This window comes from Prevotella ihumii, assembly GCF_900155655.1.
GTDB lineage: Bacteria > Bacteroidota > Bacteroidia > Bacteroidales > Bacteroidaceae > Prevotella > Prevotella ihumii.
Genome location: NZ_LT706987.1, coordinates 2,821,420 through 2,841,190 on the forward strand (window position 1 = coordinate 2,821,420; position 19,771 = coordinate 2,841,190).

The 19,771-nt window shown below is 40.6% G+C and carries 12 protein-coding genes and 3 pseudogenes; 3 read left to right on the top strand and 12 right to left on the bottom strand.

Annotation, left to right across the window (positions count from 1 at the left end):
* Positions 1-97: 97 nt before the first annotated feature.
* From CZ367_RS12310 to CZ367_RS12345, 9 genes and pseudogenes are all read right to left on the bottom strand, one after another.
* The gene (locus tag CZ367_RS12310; RefSeq protein ID WP_077197116.1) at positions 98-1,009 is read right to left on the bottom strand and encodes a glycosyltransferase family protein; all 912 of its coding nucleotides are present in this window, start codon (positions 1,007-1,009) and stop codon (positions 98-100) included.
* 154 nt (positions 1,010-1,163) lie between these two features.
* Positions 1,164-2,243: a 4Fe-4S binding protein gene (locus CZ367_RS12315; RefSeq protein ID WP_077197117.1), complete on the bottom strand. Its 1,080-nt coding sequence runs from the start codon at positions 2,241-2,243 to the stop codon at positions 1,164-1,166.
* On the bottom strand, positions 2,222-3,595 hold the full coding sequence (locus CZ367_RS15200; protein WP_077197118.1) for an MATE family efflux transporter: 1,374 nt from the start codon (positions 3,593-3,595) through the stop codon (positions 2,222-2,224). The genes CZ367_RS12315 and CZ367_RS15200 overlap by 22 nt, the downstream gene beginning before the upstream one ends.
* Before the next feature lie 15 nt (positions 3,596-3,610).
* Entirely contained in the window at positions 3,611-5,113 is a 1,503-nt protein-coding gene (locus CZ367_RS15205; protein ID WP_077197119.1) for an HU family DNA-binding protein, read from the bottom strand.
* Entirely contained in the window at positions 5,113-5,400 is a 288-nt protein-coding gene (locus CZ367_RS12330) for an HU family DNA-binding protein (RefSeq protein ID WP_077197120.1), read from the bottom strand. Before CZ367_RS12330 ends, CZ367_RS15205 begins: the two co-directional genes overlap by 1 nt.
* Before the next feature lie 128 nt (positions 5,401-5,528).
* Positions 5,529-6,824 carry a 30S ribosomal protein S12 methylthiotransferase RimO gene (gene rimO / locus CZ367_RS12335; protein ID WP_077197121.1) on the bottom strand — a complete coding sequence of 432 codons (1,296 nt, stop codon included), beginning with the start codon at positions 6,822-6,824 and terminating at the stop codon, positions 5,529-5,531.
* A 45-nt stretch (positions 6,825-6,869) separates the two neighbouring features.
* Entirely contained in the window at positions 6,870-7,826 is a 957-nt protein-coding gene (ftsY, locus tag CZ367_RS12340) for a signal recognition particle-docking protein FtsY (RefSeq protein ID WP_077197122.1), read from the bottom strand.
* A gap of 708 nt (positions 7,827-8,534) precedes the next feature.
* Positions 8,535-9,164 (bottom strand): annotated as a pseudogene (locus CZ367_RS16770) (Smr/MutS family protein); the annotation flags it as partial.
* Between the two features lie 80 nt (positions 9,165-9,244).
* Positions 9,245-11,183: pseudogene (locus CZ367_RS12345) on the bottom strand (endonuclease MutS2); the annotation flags it as partial.
* 176 nt (positions 11,184-11,359) lie between these two features.
* On the opposite strand from CZ367_RS12345, the gene CZ367_RS12350 reads away from it, so the two are divergent.
* Positions 11,360-11,998 carry a BamK family beta-barrel-assembly machinery protein gene (locus tag CZ367_RS12350; RefSeq protein WP_077197124.1) on the top strand — a complete coding sequence of 213 codons (639 nt, stop codon included), beginning with the start codon at positions 11,360-11,362 and terminating at the stop codon, positions 11,996-11,998.
* Between the two features lie 220 nt (positions 11,999-12,218).
* Positions 12,219-13,607, top strand: a complete 1,389-nt coding sequence (glmM, locus tag CZ367_RS12355) for a phosphoglucosamine mutase (protein WP_077197125.1) — start codon at positions 12,219-12,221, stop codon at positions 13,605-13,607.
* Between the two features lie 272 nt (positions 13,608-13,879).
* Here the strand turns inward: glmM and CZ367_RS12360 are convergent, their stop codons facing one another.
* Positions 13,880-15,571, bottom strand: a complete 1,692-nt coding sequence (locus CZ367_RS12360; protein ID WP_144005991.1) for a hypothetical protein — start codon at positions 15,569-15,571, stop codon at positions 13,880-13,882.
* 401 nt (positions 15,572-15,972) lie between these two features.
* Between CZ367_RS12360 and CZ367_RS16775 the strand changes: the two are divergent.
* Positions 15,973-16,818: pseudogene (locus CZ367_RS16775) on the top strand (hypothetical protein); the annotation flags it as partial.
* 384 nt (positions 16,819-17,202) lie between these two features.
* On the opposite strand, the gene CZ367_RS15595 reads toward CZ367_RS16775, so the two are convergent.
* Both CZ367_RS15595 and CZ367_RS12375 read right to left on the bottom strand, forming a co-directional pair.
* Positions 17,203-17,349: a hypothetical protein gene (locus CZ367_RS15595; RefSeq protein ID WP_154669337.1), complete on the bottom strand. Its 147-nt coding sequence runs from the start codon at positions 17,347-17,349 to the stop codon at positions 17,203-17,205.
* A gap of 31 nt (positions 17,350-17,380) precedes the next feature.
* Complete coding sequence (locus tag CZ367_RS12375; protein ID WP_077197127.1) at positions 17,381-19,753, bottom strand: DUF2357 domain-containing protein; 2,373 nt, start codon at positions 19,751-19,753, stop codon at positions 17,381-17,383.
* Between the last annotated feature and the right edge of the window lie 18 nt (positions 19,754-19,771).

Consider the following 19,771-nt stretch of genomic DNA (forward strand, 5'->3'; position numbering starts at 1 on the left):
TACCCTTAAAAGATGTTTAGTCCTGATTGATATTTATAAAAATAAAAGCATACATTCGCATCGTGTAAGATACGAATGTATGCTTTGTTGTTAATATTTAGAATAATTTAGAAGGATAAACGCCTTCGTCAATCAACTTTTGTATGCGAGCCACAACGCCATCTCTATCCGCAGGGTAGGTAACGCCAAACCACGTGCTGGTGGTATCGAGAACCTTTACAGTGGCTGTGTTGTCGTTGATGAGCTTGTTTACCATCATTGGAATGAAGTATTCCGACTTCTTGTTCTCCATATTCTTAGGGTCTGACAAGAACTCCTTGAAGTAAGCATCGCTATACTCAAAGTAGTCGGGGGTAAATCCCCATACATTCATCGAAGTAGGTGTATTGTCGTCAACTATTGTCCACGACTCGTCCTCATTCATATATTGCACCTTGCCGTCACGGCGTTCTATCTTTGTGCGTTCCACAACTGTTGTGAGGTTGCCTTCAGCATTGGTAGAACAAAGTCCACGAGATACAGTTCCGTTTTCGCTCAATGTGTTGCCTACACGGAAGCCCACCATTGCATAACTATTGCGAGCACCTTTAGGGAGGTCTGACAAGAATTTGCCAATAACCTTGAAGCAATCACGATTGTAGAAATCGTCGCAATTGATAACGCAGAAAGGTTCTTTGATAACATCTTTTGCCATCAAAATAGCGTGGTTGGTTCCCCAAGGTTTTTCGCGTCCTTCTGGTACTGTGAAGCCTTCGGGAAGTGCGTCTATTGCTTGAAAAACAAGCTCGGCAGGGATATGACCTTCATATTTAGACAATACTTGCTCGCGGAATTGCTGTTCGAAGTCTCTACGGATAACGAAAACTATTTTACCGAAGCCCGCTTGAATAGCATCGTAAATAGAGTAATCCATAATGGTTTCGCCATTAGGCCCTAATCCGTCAAGCTGTTTCAATCCACCATAGCGGCTGCCCATACCAGCTGCAAGAAGCAATAATGTTGGTTTCATATTGATATATTTATAATATTTAAAATTTCAAGTATTCCTCTTTTTCATTGGCAAAGGTACGAAAAAGATGTGAGAAACGAAACGAAAAAAACTCCCAAATGGTAGTTTATTTGGGAGTGGAGTGATATTTTTAAGTTTAAAAGTAAATCTTATGTTATTTCCATTTGCCTTCGGCGAGTTTGAACAACGAACCTGTTGGGCAAACAAAACGGCAATAAGGACGAGGAATAAACAACGAAAGAATGAGCGTAACTGCACCGATAAGAAGAACAGCTACCGATGCTGAGTAGAAGATAAATGCTGAAAAGACTTCGTAATCCATCCATTCTGTGCATACACCTATGGCTGCTAAGAGCATTAAAACGTAGAATAATATTTGGCGGAAGAAGTTGAGCCGCTTGCTTATCGTGCTACTCATTTTCCATTTTCGCTTGTTCGTTTTGCCCAATAAGTCTTGCATCGAACCACAAGGGCATACGTGTATGCAGTAGTATTGCTTCTTTCCAAAGAGGGGATAGATAAAGGCTGTGGCAAGCATAATGAGCGGGATGAGCGATGCCCAAAGGTCGATACCGTTCGACATATATTTTACAAACACACCCCAAGACAAGAATATGCCACCCCAAAAACCAAGTACTGCAACATTTAAAACTTGCTGTAAAAGGCGATAATATTTATTTTTATAGAATAAAGGAATGACGGCTGCCATCAATACAATGATGAGTCCGATAGTGTCCTTTGTACTTAGGTCTGCTTTTTCTTGTGCTGAAGGGGTCTGAGTTCTCTGTGCTGCAAATTCTAAACCGCGTTTTACATTTCTTATTATGGCTTTGGAAGAATAGGTTGCACCACTTACTGCGTCTACATTCATATTCTGTGCAACATTAATGGTCTTCCCGTTCCATTGTGTGAGTAAGGTCTTGGCTTCGTTAAAGAAGTCGGGAGTCTCTGAATTTGGCAATGCTGTTACCTTAATTACCTTGTTATTCTTGATATAAATTTCTAATGGTACTATGCCACCATAGCCCTCAATATTCTTGCCAAGCGATGTTGTGTTGACAACCATTGTGCCATCAGCCTCTGTGCGAAGCGTGTCTATTGTTTTAGAGACAGGCTTCTCAGTGGTCAATTCTGCAAGGTTATGCCCCCAGATGCGGCTATCACGCTGTGCAGCGATGATTGTTACAATGGCGAAACATATTGCGAGAAAGATTATTTGCTTTGTTTTTTGCATCTTTGTGTGTGTGATACTTCGTTTAATCGCTTCCTAAAATAATAATAATACATTAATCCCGCAGTGGTAAGACCAAATGGGAAAGCTGACCAAATACCCAAAAGTCCCATTTCAAAGTAAATGCCAAAGAGATAACTAAGCGGTAAACTAACAACAAAATAAGCAATGAAGGCGGTGTACATCAATGGTTTAACATACGAAAGACCACGCAATGCGTTGCCGTATGCGCATTGCATTCCATCGCCAAACTGATAAATAATCATTGGAATGATAACTTGTCCCACCATTACCCATACAGCTTCATTGTCGGTAAATACTGCTCCAAGTTGGTTGCGGAATATTATTACAGGCACAGAAACTGCAGTGGCAATTAATAATATAAGGTGAAATCCTGCGGAAGTGGACAGTTTAACAGCCTTAAAATCTTGTTGTCCTGTGAAATAACTTACACGTACAGCAACCGCAGAAGCCATTCCATAATAGACCATATAAAAGAATTGAGAGATAGTAAGCATTACCTGATGGGCAGCAAGGGCTTGTGTTCCAATCCATCCTACCATAACTGAGGTAAGACTAAAGCCTGCTGTTTCTAATCCCATCTGCATACTTAGAGGGAAGCCAATTTTGCATAGGTGGTTTATATCTTTCTTGCTAACAGGCTCGGACTTGAAACCTTGCTTGTAAATATGAAAACGTTTGACAGCAAAAAAGATAACTACAAAGGCGATAGACATCACAATGCGAGAAAACATAGTAGAAAGCCCTGCGCCTAAAAGTCCGAGTTCGGGGAAGCCGAACTTACCATAGATAAGAATATAATTTCCAACGATGTTAAGCAAATTGCCCACTATGAGTATCCACATAGCTGTCTTTGTGTCGGTAATACCATCAGAAAACTGCTTAAAAGTATTGAACCACGTAACGAAAGGTAATGATATGAGGTTGACCAAGAAGTAAGGCCGCATCAGTGGAAGTAGCTCCTCTGGTTGTCCTAAATTACCAAGATTAAGATACAACACTACCATTATAATGGCCAAAAGCACTGCCAATAGCGTATTAGCTATCAGTGAGTTCTTGAGCATTCCGCCTATCTTTAAATTTTCTTCTCTACCATACAACGCACCCACGACAGGAGTTAAGCCATACGAGAAGCCCATCGCAAAGATAAGCACGAGTACAAACATATTGTTGACAAAGGCTGCTGCACCCAGCTCGGTGGTGCTGTGGCGGCCAATCATCAATGTATCGGCAAAATTTAAAATAATAGTCCCGATCTGTCCAATGATGATGGGAACCCCCAATTGGGTTAATGCTTTGTAATGTGTTTTGTAAATTTTGAGATTAAATTCCATTAATACAATCTTTTTTTATTTGCTACGATATTGTGGCCGTAGCTCCACTTTTGGCACTTTCATAGTGTCGCCAGCACTCATCTTATTTACTCCATTGAGTACTTGGAAATAGCCCACCATATCTGGTCCGAGGGCTTTTCTACTATACGACTCCATTGTTTCGCCTTTCTTGAGTACCACAATCTTTTCTACACCAATGATGTCGTAAGCTCCGTAACGTATCTTGGGATTGTTGCTAAGTTTCTTAAACTCATTGTTTTCTACCGATGGAGTAGCATCTTCTACCTTCTCTTTTATTGGTTTTTGGGTAGGCTTTTCAGCTTGTACTATTGCTGTATTACCTTCTTTCTTATGTGGCTTTACTGCCTCTTGTTCCACCTTTACCTTGAGGTCATCGCGCTTATTGTCTCTTATTGCGCAATCTTTTCCAAACTTATATGCACCAAATACGCATAAAATGATGAACATAGCTATTAAAAGCCACCACCAATTTTGCTTCTTCTTGGGCTCTTCTATACTTGAAGTATTAACCGAAGGAGAAACTTTAGCAGGCTCTTCTACAGCAGTTTCTGCAGATTTGGTTTCTATTTCAACAATCTTTGCAGGTTCTTCATCTGGAGTTGGCTCATTTGGAGTGGGCTGAATATGAATAGGAGCGATAGGTTTCTCTTCTTTTTGCACAACCTCTTCTGTCGCTTTCTCCATTGTTGGGGTAGGCATAATAGGCTGTACAAGTGGTTGGGTTGGTTCTTCTATCTGCTGTAGAACAACCTCTTTCTCGCCTTCAATTATTTCTTCCTTTGTTTCAGCTACCTCTTCTTTGACTTCAGTTGGCTCTTCTTTCGCTTCAATTATCTTTTCTTGCGTATCAACTGTTCCATCTTTAGTGTCAGTTACTTCTTGTTTTGCCTCATTCGAACTAATTAATGGTTCAACTGCTACTACTTTTTCAGATGTCTCCGCTTCTTTTTGAATTTCTGTTTTATCTACTTCTTCTGTCTTTGCACCAAATCTTTCATTGCTTTCAACAATTTCTTCAGCGAGCGTTTCTTCAACTTTTATGTCTTTTGTTGTTAAGTTTTGAGCTTGTTCTTCAACCTTTTCAGCCTTTTCCTCAACCTTTTCAGAAGTTTCGGTTAGAATCTCTTCAGCTGTTTCTTCTTCTGTTGTCTTGAAATCAATGTCTTCAAAATCCACTCCATCTTGTAAAACAACAGTTTCAAACTGTGAGAATGGCTTATTTACAAGCTCTTTCATATATGCATCGGGTGTAAAGCTCACCTTTTCGTGACCCTCTATTACCACACGTTCGCCCGTGTTGACATTGATGCTTTCACGAGGTTTTACAGCTTGAATTTTGAACGTTCCCAAGCCTTTAATCTTCACTTGCTTGTCAGCCTTCAATCCTTCGTTTACAATATCAAAAACTGCATTAGCAAAGAGTTCAGCATCTTTTGCCGAAAGTTTGTGCTTTTTTACAAGCAAATCGCTGATGAGTTGTAATGATGTTTTAGCCATTATTCAACCCCTCCTTTCTTCAATTGTTCTTTAATAGATGCTGTAGGACGAAAATTTAGCACCAACTTGGGCGGAACAAGCATACGCTGTCCCGTTCCAGGATTGACCATCACACGCTCCAACCGTTTCTTTACTTCGAATGTGCCAAAGCCGTTTACCTGAACAGGATTGCCATCTTCGAAGCTATCGCCCATTGCGGCAATAACTGTCTTCACGTATTTCTGTGTATTCTCTTGCGAAAATCCAGTCTTATTAGCCAATGCTGCTATGAATTCTTTATTGTTCATATTGTGCTAAAATTTATGTTTTCTAAGTCCAATGCTACACCGAATGTAAATTATTGGATAACAAAGGGATATACTAAGTATATTATATATTTACTCTAAGTATAGAGAAGTAAAGTCAAGGCGTGCTTTTATACCACCTCACCATAGAGGTCGAACTCATCAGAATCGGTAATATGCACCTGATAGAAATTGCCTACACGAAGACGTTTTTCGGCTTTTATCAAAACTTCTGGGTCAACATCGGGCGAGCAAAATTCGCTTCTTCCTATGTAATAGTCGCCCTCTTTGCGGTCAATGATAACCTTTAGCGTTTGTCCCACCTTCTCTGCTTCTATCTCGGTAGATATTTCTTGCTGCAAAGCCATAAGTCTGTCTAATCGTTTTTGCTTTACTGCTTCTGGAACATCGTCCTCGTAATGCTTGTAAGCGTATGTTCCTTCCTCGTGCGAATAAGCAAATGCCCCCATACGCTCGAACCTTGCCCAACGTACAAACTCCATTAACTCTTCAAAATCCTCATCGGTCTCTCCTGGGAAACCCACAAGGAGGGTAGTGCGGAGATGCAATCCTGGGACTCGTTCACGTATCTGTCGGATAAATTCCATCGTCTCCTTCTTCGTAACGTGTCGACGCATACGTGTGAGCATATTGTCGGAAACGTGCTGCAAAGCCACATCTAAGTATTTGCAAACTTGTGGCTTTTCACGAATAACGTCCAACAAGTCCATTGGAAACTGGTTAGGATAAGCGTAGTGCAAGCGTATCCATTCCACTTTAGGAATGTCTGCCATTCGTTCAATAAGTTCGGTGATGTGGTGTTTGCCATCAAGGTCAACCCCGTAATAGGTCAACTCCTGTTCTATCACCTGAAACTCTTTCACCCCATTAGCAGCCAATTCTCTCACTTCATTGAGCACATCGTCCATCTTTCGCGACTGATGTTTGCCCGTAATAAGCGGTATGGCACAATATGCGCAATGACGATCGCAGCCTTCAGCAATCTTTATATAAGCATAGTGACGAGGTGTAGTAAGACGGCGGCGACCATCACACGATGGCACTTCAGCCTTTCCTAAATCGGTAAGCAATTGTTTGAAATTGAACTTCCCATAAAACTTATCCACCTCAGGAATTTCATTTTCCAGCTCGTCCTTATATCTTTGAGACAGACAACCCATTACGTAGAGGCGGCTGAGCTGTCCGTTATTCTTTCTATTTACAAATTCGAGAATAGTGTTTATGCTCTCTTCCTTTGCCGTTTCTATGAAACCACAAGTATTAATGACAGCTATTTCGCCTTGTGGTCGCTTGGCATCGTGTACACAATCGTAACCATTGGTTTCAAACTGCTTCATCAATAGCTCCGAATCGACAAGATTTTTGGAGCAACCCATTGTGATTATATCTATCTGATTTTTCTTCATTCACTCTTTGTCCACACCATCAATTAGGGTGTGGTGTTATCCTTATTAATCCTTTTTAAACAAGCTATCTACAAATTGTTCTTTGTTGAATAACTGCAAGTCTTCCATACCTTCGCCCAAGCCGATATACTTCACAGGCACTTTCAATTGGTCACTGATACCTATTACAACTCCTCCTTTAGCCGTTCCGTCCAACTTTGTGATAGCCAACGATGTAATCTGTGTAACCGAAGCAAATTGTTTAGCCTGTTCAAAAGCATTCTGTCCCGTACTACCATCAAGCACCAACATCACTTCGTCTGGTGCTTCAGGCATTACTTTCTTCATTACTTCCTTAATCTTTTTCAGCTCGTTCATCAATCCCACCTTGTTGTGCAAACGTCCTGCAGTATCAATTATCACCACATCAGCTCCATTTGCTTTGGCGCTCTGAATGGTGTCAAAAGCCACGCTGGCAGGGTCGCTACCCATTTGTTGCTTGATAACGGGTACCCCCACACGTTCACCCCAAATACATATCTGCTCCACAGCAGCCGCACGGAACGTATCAGCCGCACCAAGGTAAACCTTCTTTCCTGCTTTCTTGAATTGGTAAGCTAATTTGCCGATAGTAGTAGTTTTGCCCACGCCGTTTACACCTACAATGAGTATAACGTAAGGTTTGTGGTCGGTCGGGAAGTCCCAATCCTCGGCATTCTCGGTATTATTTTCGGTCAATAAACGTGCTATTTCTTCACGCAACACTGCATTGAGTTCGGATGTAGATACATACTTGTCACGTGCAATGCGTTCTTCGATGCGCTGAATAATCTTCACAGTTGTGTCTACTCCTACATCTGATGTGATGAGGATTTCTTCAAGGTTGTCCAACACTTCGTCATCAACCTTTGACTTACCTGCTACAGCTCTTGCCAATTTAGAAAATACACTCTGCTTGGTAGTCTCTAAACCCTTGTCAAGAACTTCTTTCTTGTTCTTATTGAATAATCCGAAAAATCCCATAATTAGCTAATTTGTATGCGAAGATATTATATGGTGCATCGCATTGTTAAGTGCAAAACGCAATAAGAAGCGTATTTACATTTTACAACACGTTGCTTTTATTTAGTGCAAAGTTAACATAAAATTAATAAACAACAAAGAATTTAGGGGTTACATTCATTATTGCAACGATAAGTTATGTTGTTTTTTGCTTATTTAACCCAAAACGGTCATTAGACCAGTTGAGAGGTGCTTGTTCATTTATTTACAAAACCTATGAGATGTCTTTTTGTTTTGTTTTGGGATTATTATCTTTTTGGACATCTAAACGTATGAAAAAATACACGCTAATCACACATTTTGAGCACTAAACACTATTGTTCTATTTGCGAACACATCGTGAATACAAAATCATACATCTATCTTTTAGTTGCAAAACATATATGTTTGAGGTTGTCAAAGTTGAACTTTGGGAGGGTAAAACATATATGTTTTGGGTGGTGAAACATATATGTTTTGCAGCGTGTTTGTAAATTGCTTATAATCAATATGTTACATAGTGAGTTTTTAACGATTATTCCTTTTTTAGGATTGGTCTATTCTTCTGTTGCTCATTTTTTGTTCCTCTGCCTTATATATAATAAGGTCTACTCCTTATGCACGTCTCTATTTAACCCAAATCGGTCGTTAGACTTCTTCGAGATTTGCGGGCTAATGACCGTTTTGGGCTTAAAGTTCCACAACGGTAATGCCAGCCCCGCCAAACTGCACGTGTTCGTCACGAGCTGACTTTACATTAGGGATACTTTGCAGAAACTGACGTATCATAGTTCGAAGTATGCCATTGCCTTTTCCGTGCAGAATACGTACCTGAGACACTCCCACAAGAATGGCATCATCAATGAAATATTGTACTTGATTCAGTGCTTCGTCCGTGCGCATACCCCTCACGTCAATCTCTTGTTTGAATTGGTTGCGGTGTTGGTCTATTGTCTCACGTGTTGACCGACTGTAATTATAAGCCTGAAATTGCTTTTGAGTATTCTCCACCGACTGACTATCAGCGTGTTCAAGGCGCGAAACTTGCATCTTGGAACGCATTCCGCCAAAAATAACCGTAGCTTGTTTGCCGTCTAATGCCTCTATACGCCCCACTGTGGTAAGCCCTTTGATACGTACCGCATCACCAACGTGCATTGCTTCGTTGTCCTTACGTTGTTGTGCAGCCGCACGCAATTGTTCTGCTTCAGCTTGTTTGCGCTCTGTCTTTTCCTTCTTGTGTTGTTCGTGACGCTCTTTGCGATTTTTTATCTTGTCTATTTTCTGTTGCAATTCTTCATCGTTCAGCAATCCATGCTTACGCATATCTTGCTTATTGGCAGGGCGTTTCCCCCTTTTGCTTCTATCAGAAGACGAAGGTACTTCGCCATCAGATGCCATCAAACTTTCCTCGTATTCAGCCAATTCTTGGCGCAAACGCTTTGTTGCTTCACGTTCAGCTTGTTGTTCACGAATTTCACGAATAACGTTTTCGATACGTTTGTTGCTCTCACGTATCATCTCCTCTGCTTGAACTTTTGCCTTGCTTATAATTTCCTTTCTGCTCTCTTTCAGTTTAGTTATTTCGTCTTCGTATTTGGCAATGGTGCGTTCCAATTCTTTCTCGTGACTATGAATGGTTTGACGCTTACCCTCCCAATAACGTTTATCTCTAACAATATCTTGTAAGTACTTGTCGCTCTGTATATAGTCCGACCCAACAATCTCAGCCGCATCACGTATCACCTCTTCTGGAATACCTGTCTTGCGTGCTATCTCGATTGCAAACGAACTACCAGGACGGCCAATAGCCAATTGGAAAAGTGGGCGCATCTCGTGTCTATCGTACAACATTGCACCATTTACCACACCGTTATGGTCTTCTGCAAAGTGTTTCAGATTCTGATAGTGGGTCGTAATGACAGCCCACGCTTTCTTTTTCCAAAACTGTTTCAATACCGACTCGGCTATTGCGCCGCCAATCTGTGGTTCTGTACCTGTTCCAAACTCATCAATAAGAATTAATGTGTGATTGTTGGCTTGGCGCATCATATTCTTCATATTCATCAAGTGTGACGAATAAGTACTAAGGTCATTCTCAATACTTTGTTCGTCACCGATATCAATCATCACATCGTGGAATGTTCCAGCCTTTGAGCGGTCGCCTATGGGGATAGAAAGACCACATTGTAACATATACTGAAGCAATCCGACTGTCTTCAGACACACCGACTTACCACCAGCATTAGGACCTGAAATTATTAAGAGGTGCTTATCGTGGGTGAGCTGAATATTGAGAGGAACTACACTTGCCGGTTTCTCTTCTGCTCCATCTTCTGGCTTTGTTATCAAGGCTTTACGCTCTAACGATCGTTGCAACAAAGGGTGAATTGCTCTAATCCAGTCTACCACAGGTTCAGCCTCAACTTCGGGTTCGAAAGCCTTAAACTCACGAGCCATTTGGGCTTTGGCACGGATAAATTCAATACGAGCCAAGAAATGATACGAATCCAATATAGGGGCTACGTGAGGGCGCACCTGCTTTGCAAACTCGGTGAGAATACGAATAATCTCTCTACGTTCCTCGTTTTCCAATTCACGTATGCGGTTGTTAGCCTCTACTACTTGTGTTGGCTCAATAAAGACAGTGCGACCTGTTGCGCTCTCATCGTGAACAATTCCAGGGATTTTGCGTTTCAAACCTGGTGCAACAGGAATTACAAGACGGCCGTCACGAATGGCAGGTGTTACATCACGATCTACCACACCTTCACTTTGTGCCAAGCGAAGAATACTATACAGCGTTCGCGATATGCTTCCTTCCACCTTTGCCAGCTCTCTGCGAATTTGTAAAAGCTCGGGCGAAGCCGTGTCGCGCATCTTCCCAAACTTATCAATAATCTGACTAATGCGTTGCACCAAAACAGGGAAGGTTGCCACACCATCAGCCAAGACATATAAAGCTGGATAATAATGATTTACACTTCCGTCTTCTTGTTCTTCTCCAACGCTAAGAAAACGCACCACAGCAATGATTGTTTCTAACGAGCGTTTCAAGTCGAATAATTCTTCCACCTCGATATGTGTGCCTTGCAAGCGTAGTCGTGCCACACTTTCACGTACATCAAAAACGTTGTCGAGCGGAAAATCCTCTGTTCCTTCCTGTATTTGGCGAAACTCTCTCAACTCCTTCAACCATTGGTTTATTTCCTCCGTATTGGTAGAAAACTCCATCTTGTCTACCTCCTCTTTGCCAAGTGTAGACAAGCAATGGTGTTTCAGAAGGTTGCGCACCTCGTTAAAACCTATCTTTTGTTCAAAATTATTGGGATATATCATGTCTGTGCTGTGTAGAATTAGCACGCAAAGTTACAACATTTCTTTGGAAAAATGATGATTTATAATGTGTCTAACGATTGATAAATAAAGATTTAATATATTTTCTTACTTCCATTTTCACATTCTCTATTCTTTTTCTTAACTTTGCATCTATATATATAAAGGTAAAAGAAGAAATGAAGAAAACAAGTTTGTTATTCGTACTATTGGCAGCTATCGTATTGATGGTGTCGTGTGATAAGAAAGATACTTACGCTGACCAGTTGGATCGTGAGCGCAACGCTATCAATGCTTATGTTGTAAAAGAAGGCATTAAGGTTATCAGCGAAGAGCAATTTAACGCTCAAAACCATACTACCAATGTCAGCAAAAACGAGTATGTTCTGCTTGCAAACTCTGGAGTTTATATGCAGATAGTAGACCTTGGTGTGGGTAAAAAGATAAAAAAAGGCGAAACAGCCACAGTGCTTTGCCGTTTTGACGAACGCAATTTGCTAACCGATTCATTGCAGTTGACCAACAATGCTTTGTATTGGAGTGGAATGGTAGACAAAATGATGGTAACCAATACGAGCGGAACTTTCACTGCATCGTTCGACCAAGGGTCAAGTGTAATGTTCAAAGCTAACCAAAGTACCATTGTACCTGAAGGTTGGTTAGCCCCATTGCGTTACATCAACATTGGACGTCCTAAAACTGCAACCGAAAAAATTGCTAAGGTTCGCCTCATCGTTCCATCAAGTAAAGGTAGCGAAAACTCAAAGAATAGGGTAACTCCTTGCTTTTACGAAATTACCTATCAGCGAGGTATATAAAGGCTGAAGGCTGGTTCTATAAATTACCACCGCATATAGTCATTAAATTTTTATGAAATACGTTTTGTTATCTTTTGGCTCCGTTTTTGGTTCAAAAATAAGCTCAAAATCTAACAAAGCTAATTTATAGAACCAGCCTGAAAATAGAATTAAGATAGGGAGCTAATAAAATAGTCACAAATTCAAAAGATTTTTTATTCAATTAAAAAGATATATAGAAATGACACTAATTAAGTCAATCTCTGGAATCAGAGGCACAATAGGCGGACAAACGGGCGACACCTTAAACCCACTTGACATTGTAAAATTTACTTCTGCGTATGCTACTTACATTCAAAGTCAGCACCCAGAAAAGAAACTAAAAATAGTTGTAGGACGCGATGCACGCATTTCAGGCGAAATGGTAAAGAACGTAGTGTGTGGCACATTGATGGGCATCGGTGCAGATGTGGTGAACATAGGCTTAGCTACCACTCCTACAACCGAACTTGCTGTACAAATGGCAAAGGCTGATGGAGGTATCATTATCACAGCTTCGCACAACCCACGTCAGTGGAACGCCCTAAAACTATTGAATAGCAAGGGCGAATTTCTCACTGCAGAAGATGGAGCAGCAGTACTCGATATTGCTGAGCGTGAAGACTTTCACTATGCTGATGTAGATGGATTGGGAACTTATACAGAGGACAACTCGTTCGACCAAAAACACATTGATGCTGTAAAGGCTCTACAATTGGCAGACCTTGAAGCTATCCGTAATCGCAAATTCCGTGTATGCGTAGATGCTGTAAACTCGGTTGGCGGCATTATTCTTCCTAAGTTGTTAGACCAAATTGGCGTGGAATATAAAATATTGTATGGTGATGCCACAGGCGATTTTGCACATAATCCAGAGCCAATAGAGAAAAATCTCGGTGGTATAATGGACGAAATGAAGAAGGGCGATTATGATTTGGGTATCGTTGTCGACCCCGATGTCGATCGTTTAGCATTTATTCAGGAAGACGGAGTGATGTTTGGCGAAGAATACACCCTTGTTTCTGTAGCCGACTACATTCTCGACCACGTCAAGGGCAATACCGTTAGCAATCTTTCGTCTACACGTGCCCTTCGTGATGTTACCGAAAAGCACGGTGGTAAGTATTATGCTTCAGCTGTAGGCGAGGTTAATGTTACCACAAAGATGAAAGAGGTAGGCGCAGTAATTGGTGGCGAAGGCAATGGCGGAGTTATCTATCCTGAAAGCCATTATGGTCGCGACTCATTGGTAGGTATTGTGCTTTTCCTCAGTTCATTGGCTCAAAAGGGCTTAAAGGCAAGCGAATTGCGTCGCACATATCCTGAGTATTTCATTGCCAAAAACCGTATCGACCTTACTGCTGATACCGATGTAGATGCTATTCTTGTAAAGGTGAAGGAACTTTATGGCAACGAAAAAGATGTTCAAGTTACCGATATTGACGGTGTTAAGCTCGACTTCCCTAAGGCTTGGGTACATCTCCGCAAGTCGAACACCGAACCTATTATTCGTGTATATAGCGAAGCAAGCACAATGGAAGAGGCTGACGCATTAGGCAAAAAGCTGATGGACGTTGTTTATAGTATGTAAGTTACGTACATTAGAAAATAACTTTGAAATATAAAACGAGCAATCTTTAATGCAAAGGTTGCTCGTTTTTTGTGTCTGATACCTCAAAAATAGGGTTTATAGGGTAAGCAAGAATGTTACACAAAGGCGGCTAATATTGGATGCTTACAAATAATTACTGAAATGGTCATATAATGGGGACGATAAGCTATAAAAGCAAAATGAAAAAGAAAGAGTTCGGTATTGCTCCGAACTCTTTCAACATTGTTTAATCCTTAAATCTTATAACAAACTTAACGCATGATGCGCTTAATGGTCTTCTGTTCTCCGTTTGAATAGGTAATGCGGCTGATACAAATTCCCTTTGTAGGTTGCAATAAACGTCTACCGCAAAGGTCATAATATTCAATCTTTACTTTTGAATCGGCAGTGCAATCAGTAATACCAGTAGCATTATCACACCATACTATTTCAGAACGTTTTGTTTCGCCACCCCCTTTATATATCATTTGAATGCCGACACGCTTAAAATCTTTGACGTATGCATAGAACATACGCAAGTTTCCTTTCAAGAAGAAGTAATCGCCATCATAATAACTAACAGGAATATCTGTCAAATCATCATCTAATTGGGAATAAGTTTCTGTGTCAAAAGTATAAGGTGCCTTGTCTGAATCGAAATAAACATTATAATAAAGATGCTCTGGCAAAATAAATTCGCCATTCACATCTTGTGCTTTGATGCTAAATACCACTGGTTGTCCGTCTTCTTCGCTATATTCTTCTAATTTTATATCTGCTGGATTGGCAGGTGTAAAAGGTTTATCAACGAAAATTGTAAGATTAGGGTCGGCATAGGCAGCCCAAACATTAAGTTCCTCCAAACCTTCATTAATAAGCATTAATCCCTTTTCATTACAAGTAAGTTTTCCTGTGGTAGCATCTAAATCGAAAGTCAAATTATCAGCATTTGACACTGTCATTTTCTTCTGCCCGTCGTCTGTTGTTTGATAGTCATAAATAGCTGGTTTCATGAAAACGTAATTATGTTCATCTTTGTTCAAACCAATATATTGAGGTTTAAATACAACTTTCGAATTTTCTTTTGTGCCTTTAATCCACATATCTGGAGCATTTTCATCATCAAAAACAAACGGATTTTTTAAATAGAAATCGTTTCCGTCTATAGCAACTTGGGCTATAATATTCTCTTTTTCACTTTTAAGATTGAGGAAATTGAGTACATAAGTTGATGTTTCCAGTCCTTCAGGAAGTTCCGTTGCTGTTTCTTTGAAAGGTTTGATAACAATATCGGTAGTGCAAAATCCTCTCCATTCTCCTTCGGCAGTGGTCAGTGCAATAATCGTATTGGGCAATTCCGTTTCTGCATCTTTCCCATCGCTTACTTGTGTGAGCGTATTGTCTTGTAGTTCAAACTTTACATCGCCTACAAATTTTCCGTCTACTGTCATTTCAGGAATATAGTTAAGTCCGTCTGGAGTCTTTTCTAATTTAAGACGTGTAGCATAAAGATTGATTGTTTTTCCTTCTGAATCATAATCAGTATCAATAGCCTGTGGTGTATGAAGGACGTAAGAGTTGCCTCCAAGTGGCTCTAATTTAAGGTAAGAGAAAGTATAACACTTGCCCAATGCGTCATAAATGTATAAATTACCGTCCTTTCCTTTCAGAAAATTACCTACTGCACAAGTTTGTGGAACATAATCTATTCCTGTAGTCCCACCAGGTACTGTACAGAAAGCCTTCCGTTGGAGGTTTTCTATCGCCTCGCCTTCTGGTTTATCCCTAATGATTACATCAGAGATAATAGGTAATTTACTCTGTGCTGCCTTAGCAAACATGCGAAGACTTTTCTGTTGTGACTGAGTTTTTTGTACAGAAAACAAATGTTGGTTGTTACTGTTCTGCGCCATAGACATAATAGAGGTGAGCGCAGCAATGATAGTAAATGTTACTTTTTTCATAAATATGTAACTTTGGTTAGTATAATCGCCCGAGTTTGAACACAATCTTTACCGAATAGGTTGGGAAAATGTTCGTAACATACGCCTCTAAATCGATATAAAGGGCTAAGAGGTGATGGGGTTTAGTTATTCACAAAAGTATAAAAAATTATGATAACAGAAAAATATATTGTATTTTAATCTTAATATGTTCATTATTTTTAATAAATATTTAATTTTAAACAAGCCTTTTGTAACTATTCTGTATTTTTATCAACTTCTTATTAATCCTTATTTCCGCAGCGTTTTTGCTTGCAAGAAATGCAAGTGCTTGATACATAAAAGTATTCAAATACTTGCGTATGTCAGAAAATTCACTTATCTTAGTGCTACTAAACATATAAAACAATAAACCAACTGACATAACAAAGGTAGCAATAAAATCTGACAAAATAACCTCTTTTGGTGGAATTTTTCACGTAATGGATGTTTTTTCCAAACTTGGACTCAATCAAGTCATTGACTCCTCGCTTGGTCAGCGTGGCAGTACAGGCACGGCATTCCAATATAGTGATATTATTTCATCGCTGTTTTATAGCTATTTGTGCGGTGCTGATTGCTTAGAAGATATTAACACGCTCGTTGCTCAGTTTTCATTATCTCCCAAATGTACACTTCCTGGGGCAGACACCGTTGGTCGTGGTTTAAAAGAACTTAAGGAAGCAAATGTGGTTTACACTTGTGATAAATCCAAGCACGCCTATAAGTTCAATAAGGCTGAGAAATTAAACCAACGATTTCGTTAAGCCAGACGAAGCATGCAAATGAGCAAAGCGAAATTTGTACATGCTCGTGGCGAGAAATCGCACTTTGAAAAAGAACTTCTTCTGACGATGGTTAAGCATCTTGGCTTAATACACGAAGGAAGCAGCGTTGATTTAGACTTTGACCACCAGTTTATTCCTGCACACAAATACGATGCAACATATTCTTATAAAGGCGATTACGGTTACTTTCCTGGTTGGGCACACCTGCCTTTCTCCTTTCTTGAGCAGAACACCGTCTTTATGCTCGTTACAGCAATGTTGAAGAACTTCTACCTTTTTCTCATTGATAAATTGTGTCAACAAATAGAACCTCTAAAGAAAAGCAGTCGTTTGAAGAAGTTCATATTACACTTCATCAACGTACCTGCCAAATGGATTAAGACAAGAAGGAGATACGTCTTAAACCTATACACACCCAAAAAGTATTATATCAAGATTTTTAAACCCCAATCGGTCATTAGCCCGCAAAGGCTTTTTAAAGGCTGGTTCTATAAATTAGCTTTGTTAGATTTTGAGCTTATTTTTGAGGTCAAAATGCAAGAGAGTGAAGGAGTGTAGCAAGCTACACGACTGAACGAACTTACATTTTGAAGCAAAAAGATAACAAAACGTATTTCATAAAAATTTAATGACTATATGCGGTGGTAATTTATAGAACCAGCCTAAAGCGTTTAGATGTTATGCTTTTCTTCGTCTTTGCACCTTATTTTGGCTCTTTTCGTTTGTTTTTTCAGTTGTTTAGCTCGCTAAACGTCTTCAAAAAGAACCAAAAATAGCTCAAAATAAGCTCGCAAATCTCGAAGAAGTCTAACGACCGATTTGGGTTTAATACATTTCCACCAATTCAGTATAATTCATCGCACCAAAGAGTCCCTTTTCTTCCTCTATGATAGACGTCGTGTAAACAGGCATTTTTATGATGTATGTCTTCTGTTTGTCTTCTTTTCGTATGTTTCTTTTATTTCTTGCCATAAATGGTTCTGTATTGCTATATTATCCAATATTAGAATTGATTATCCAAAACTTTTGTTCTTTTGCAATATTCCTTAAACTCTTTCCTTGTCATAGCAATACCTTTAGACGCATTACTGTCAAGTCCGTAGACAAAAGGTGTGGACAGCAAAGTGTATTTGCCTAATTTCAAGCAAATGCGGATTGGCTTGTCATAACCTTTATAGTTCTTGGCTTGCCCTTTTGCCTCCGCCTTTTCTTTCGCTAAGACTTCACTCATATCCATCGCTTCCACCGAGAGCACCTGATAATATCCTTTTACCAAGTGGTTATCCACAGGCGCAAAGTATTTTATCTTTTGGAAATCAACACCAGACAGAATGGATTTATAGCCAGAGAAGAAGATTTTGCTTTGACCATTCAGCACCAGTTCCTTGGCGGCATTCACATGGCTATCTACTGATGCAATGTAGAATGTACCTTTATTAACTGGCTCATCCGAGTATTCCAACCCCTTTTGAGGTATGCTTTCTTCCAACAACCGTTCCCGTCCGCTGTCATCCTCAAGCCAATGGCGAATCTGTAGGCGCAAGGCTTGCTCCGAATTGTTAGCATTTATGATGATGCTTCCGTCCCCAGCATGCTGCTCTTGGTCGGGGCGCAAGGGGAATGCACCAATCCCAATCAAGCGGTTAGACTGCTGATAGTAATAGTCACCATTCTCTGTGTCAAGTGCCTCCAACGGTATGCGACCAGGAAACAGCACATAACCAGCTATGATTTCTTTCTTTAAGTGTTCGTGGTCACGTCCTTCTTCCGTGTAGTATATGGCATCACGGTAACGATGCATCTGGTCAATGGCATCAGCTGGTGGCACATCATAACGGCTGTCATATCTGCAGCCGTTCTCATCCGTGTCGGCTATTCGGTATTTGGCATCAAACAGGTAGGTGAACTTCATGTTACCTTCCGCTTGCTTGCTCAGTCTCAGCACAATGTCAGGACGCTGCACAGTCGTCATGGTGTTTGTTCCGCTTATGGCTGAAAGGGATTTGTCTTTATGCACCTCGGCATTGTAGCATACACTTGCCAATTCAATGCCGTCTCGGTTGATGAAACTCACCGAACCGCCATATACGAGTTGCGGAATAAAGTCGTTGCTAATGTCTCTACCGTTCACCTTTGGCTTGGCATCCTTGCACAATTCCTTCATCACATCCTGCACAATGTTCTTCACTTTGATAAAGCACCATATCTCATACAGGTCGCAAATGTCCTTCACTTCCAGTTTGCGCAAGCCATCCTCTAATTCGTAGCCCTGTTGCAGTTCCACCCATTTCTCCATGATGGTTTTGTAACCTTGGGCTTGCTTCATAATGAGGTTATCTTGCGTAAACCCCTTGAACTGTCCTATGCCACGGAAAAAAGCATTGTTCGAGAGTTGCATCAGCTCGTTCTCCATGTCTTCAAGCGAAGTGTCTATGCGCTTCGGGTCGTCAAGGTGCATGGCGGTCATGATGTGTTCCTTCACCACGGCAAAGCGGTGTCTCATTTCCCGAATGGCATATTTCAAGAAACGATTTTCTATTGTGTCATGGCTCAGTGTCAGTTCCTCAGTGCGGTACAAATGGGCAGGATTGTCCTTATGCATCTGGTATTCGTTTTCCAGTTCTCTTGGAATATGTGTCATGCGTTCCGCTCTCTCATACTTAGCTACGGAGCGCAAACGCTGTTTGGGACGGTCAACGATTTGGCGTGCAGCCTCCATGATGTCGGCATAGCACGACTTGAATATCTGCCACCATATCAACGGATTGCTTTCACCTGTGCCTTGACGCATACTGAGATAAGTATCCTTCAGAAACGATGTACTCAGCATAGCATACTCATGCTCTATGTCAGAGATGATTGTCTTCAAGTCTGAGCGGTAGTCAAGTTTATAGCTCAAAACCTCAGTCATGAACTTCAATTCCTTGGATTGTTCTTCCCCTTTCACTTTGTAGGTGATGCAGAAGTCTGTCATACCCACTTGGTTGTGAAAGTTCAGCGACCCATACAGTTCATCGCCTGTGCTGATAATGGTGCTTTTGTCCTTACCATCGGTGCGCAGATGGTCGTTGATAGCAAGTGACAATTTTTCTAAGTTCTTGCCCTTACCACGCACAATAAGTGGATATTCTGTATTCTCGAAGAATACGGCTTCATGGCGAATGTCATTTCCTTCCTGTGCGTATCCGTCAAAAGAAAACTTGACATGCTGTGTTTCCGATGTGTAGCGGCACAACAACTTTGCGTCACTGTCAGTATTGACGGTGTCGATACAGAGATTGCGGATGGTTTCGGCTATTCTCCGTTCATGATTAGGACAAGAGAACCTTACAAGCAAGTCCTCGTTTGTCACTTCAAAGTTGAATACACTTGCCATACTTTTGTGAGCATGAAT

Bases quoted from the DNA above. Each gene is read 5' to 3' on its own strand.
- CZ367_RS12360 (WP_144005991.1), bottom strand. From the start codon at position 15,571: ATGAAAAAAGTAACATTTACTATCATTGCTGCGCTCACCTCTATTATG.
- CZ367_RS12330 (WP_077197120.1), bottom strand. From the start codon at position 5,400: ATGAACAATAAAGAATTCATAGCAGCATTGGCTAATAAGACTGGATTT.
- CZ367_RS15595 (WP_154669337.1), bottom strand. From the start codon at position 17,349: ATGGCAAGAAATAAAAGAAACATACGAAAAGAAGACAAACAGAAGACA.
- rimO (WP_077197121.1), bottom strand. From the start codon at position 6,824: ATGAAGAAAAATCAGATAGATATAATCACAATGGGTTGCTCCAAAAAT.
- CZ367_RS15200 (WP_077197118.1), bottom strand. From the start codon at position 3,595: ATGGAATTTAATCTCAAAATTTACAAAACACATTACAAAGCATTAACC.
- CZ367_RS12375 (WP_077197127.1), bottom strand. From the start codon at position 19,753: ATGGCAAGTGTATTCAACTTTGAAGTGACAAACGAGGACTTGCTTGTA.
- ftsY (WP_077197122.1), bottom strand. From the start codon at position 7,826: ATGGGATTTTTCGGATTATTCAATAAGAACAAGAAAGAAGTTCTTGAC.
- CZ367_RS12350 (WP_077197124.1), top strand. From the start codon at position 11,360: ATGAAGAAAACAAGTTTGTTATTCGTACTATTGGCAGCTATCGTATTG.
- CZ367_RS12310 (WP_077197116.1), bottom strand. From the start codon at position 1,009: ATGAAACCAACATTATTGCTTCTTGCAGCTGGTATGGGCAGCCGCTAT.
- glmM (WP_077197125.1), top strand. From the start codon at position 12,219: ATGACACTAATTAAGTCAATCTCTGGAATCAGAGGCACAATAGGCGGA.
- CZ367_RS15205 (WP_077197119.1), bottom strand. From the start codon at position 5,113: ATGGCTAAAACATCATTACAACTCATCAGCGATTTGCTTGTAAAAAAG.
- CZ367_RS12315 (WP_077197117.1), bottom strand. From the start codon at position 2,243: ATGCAAAAAACAAAGCAAATAATCTTTCTCGCAATATGTTTCGCCATT.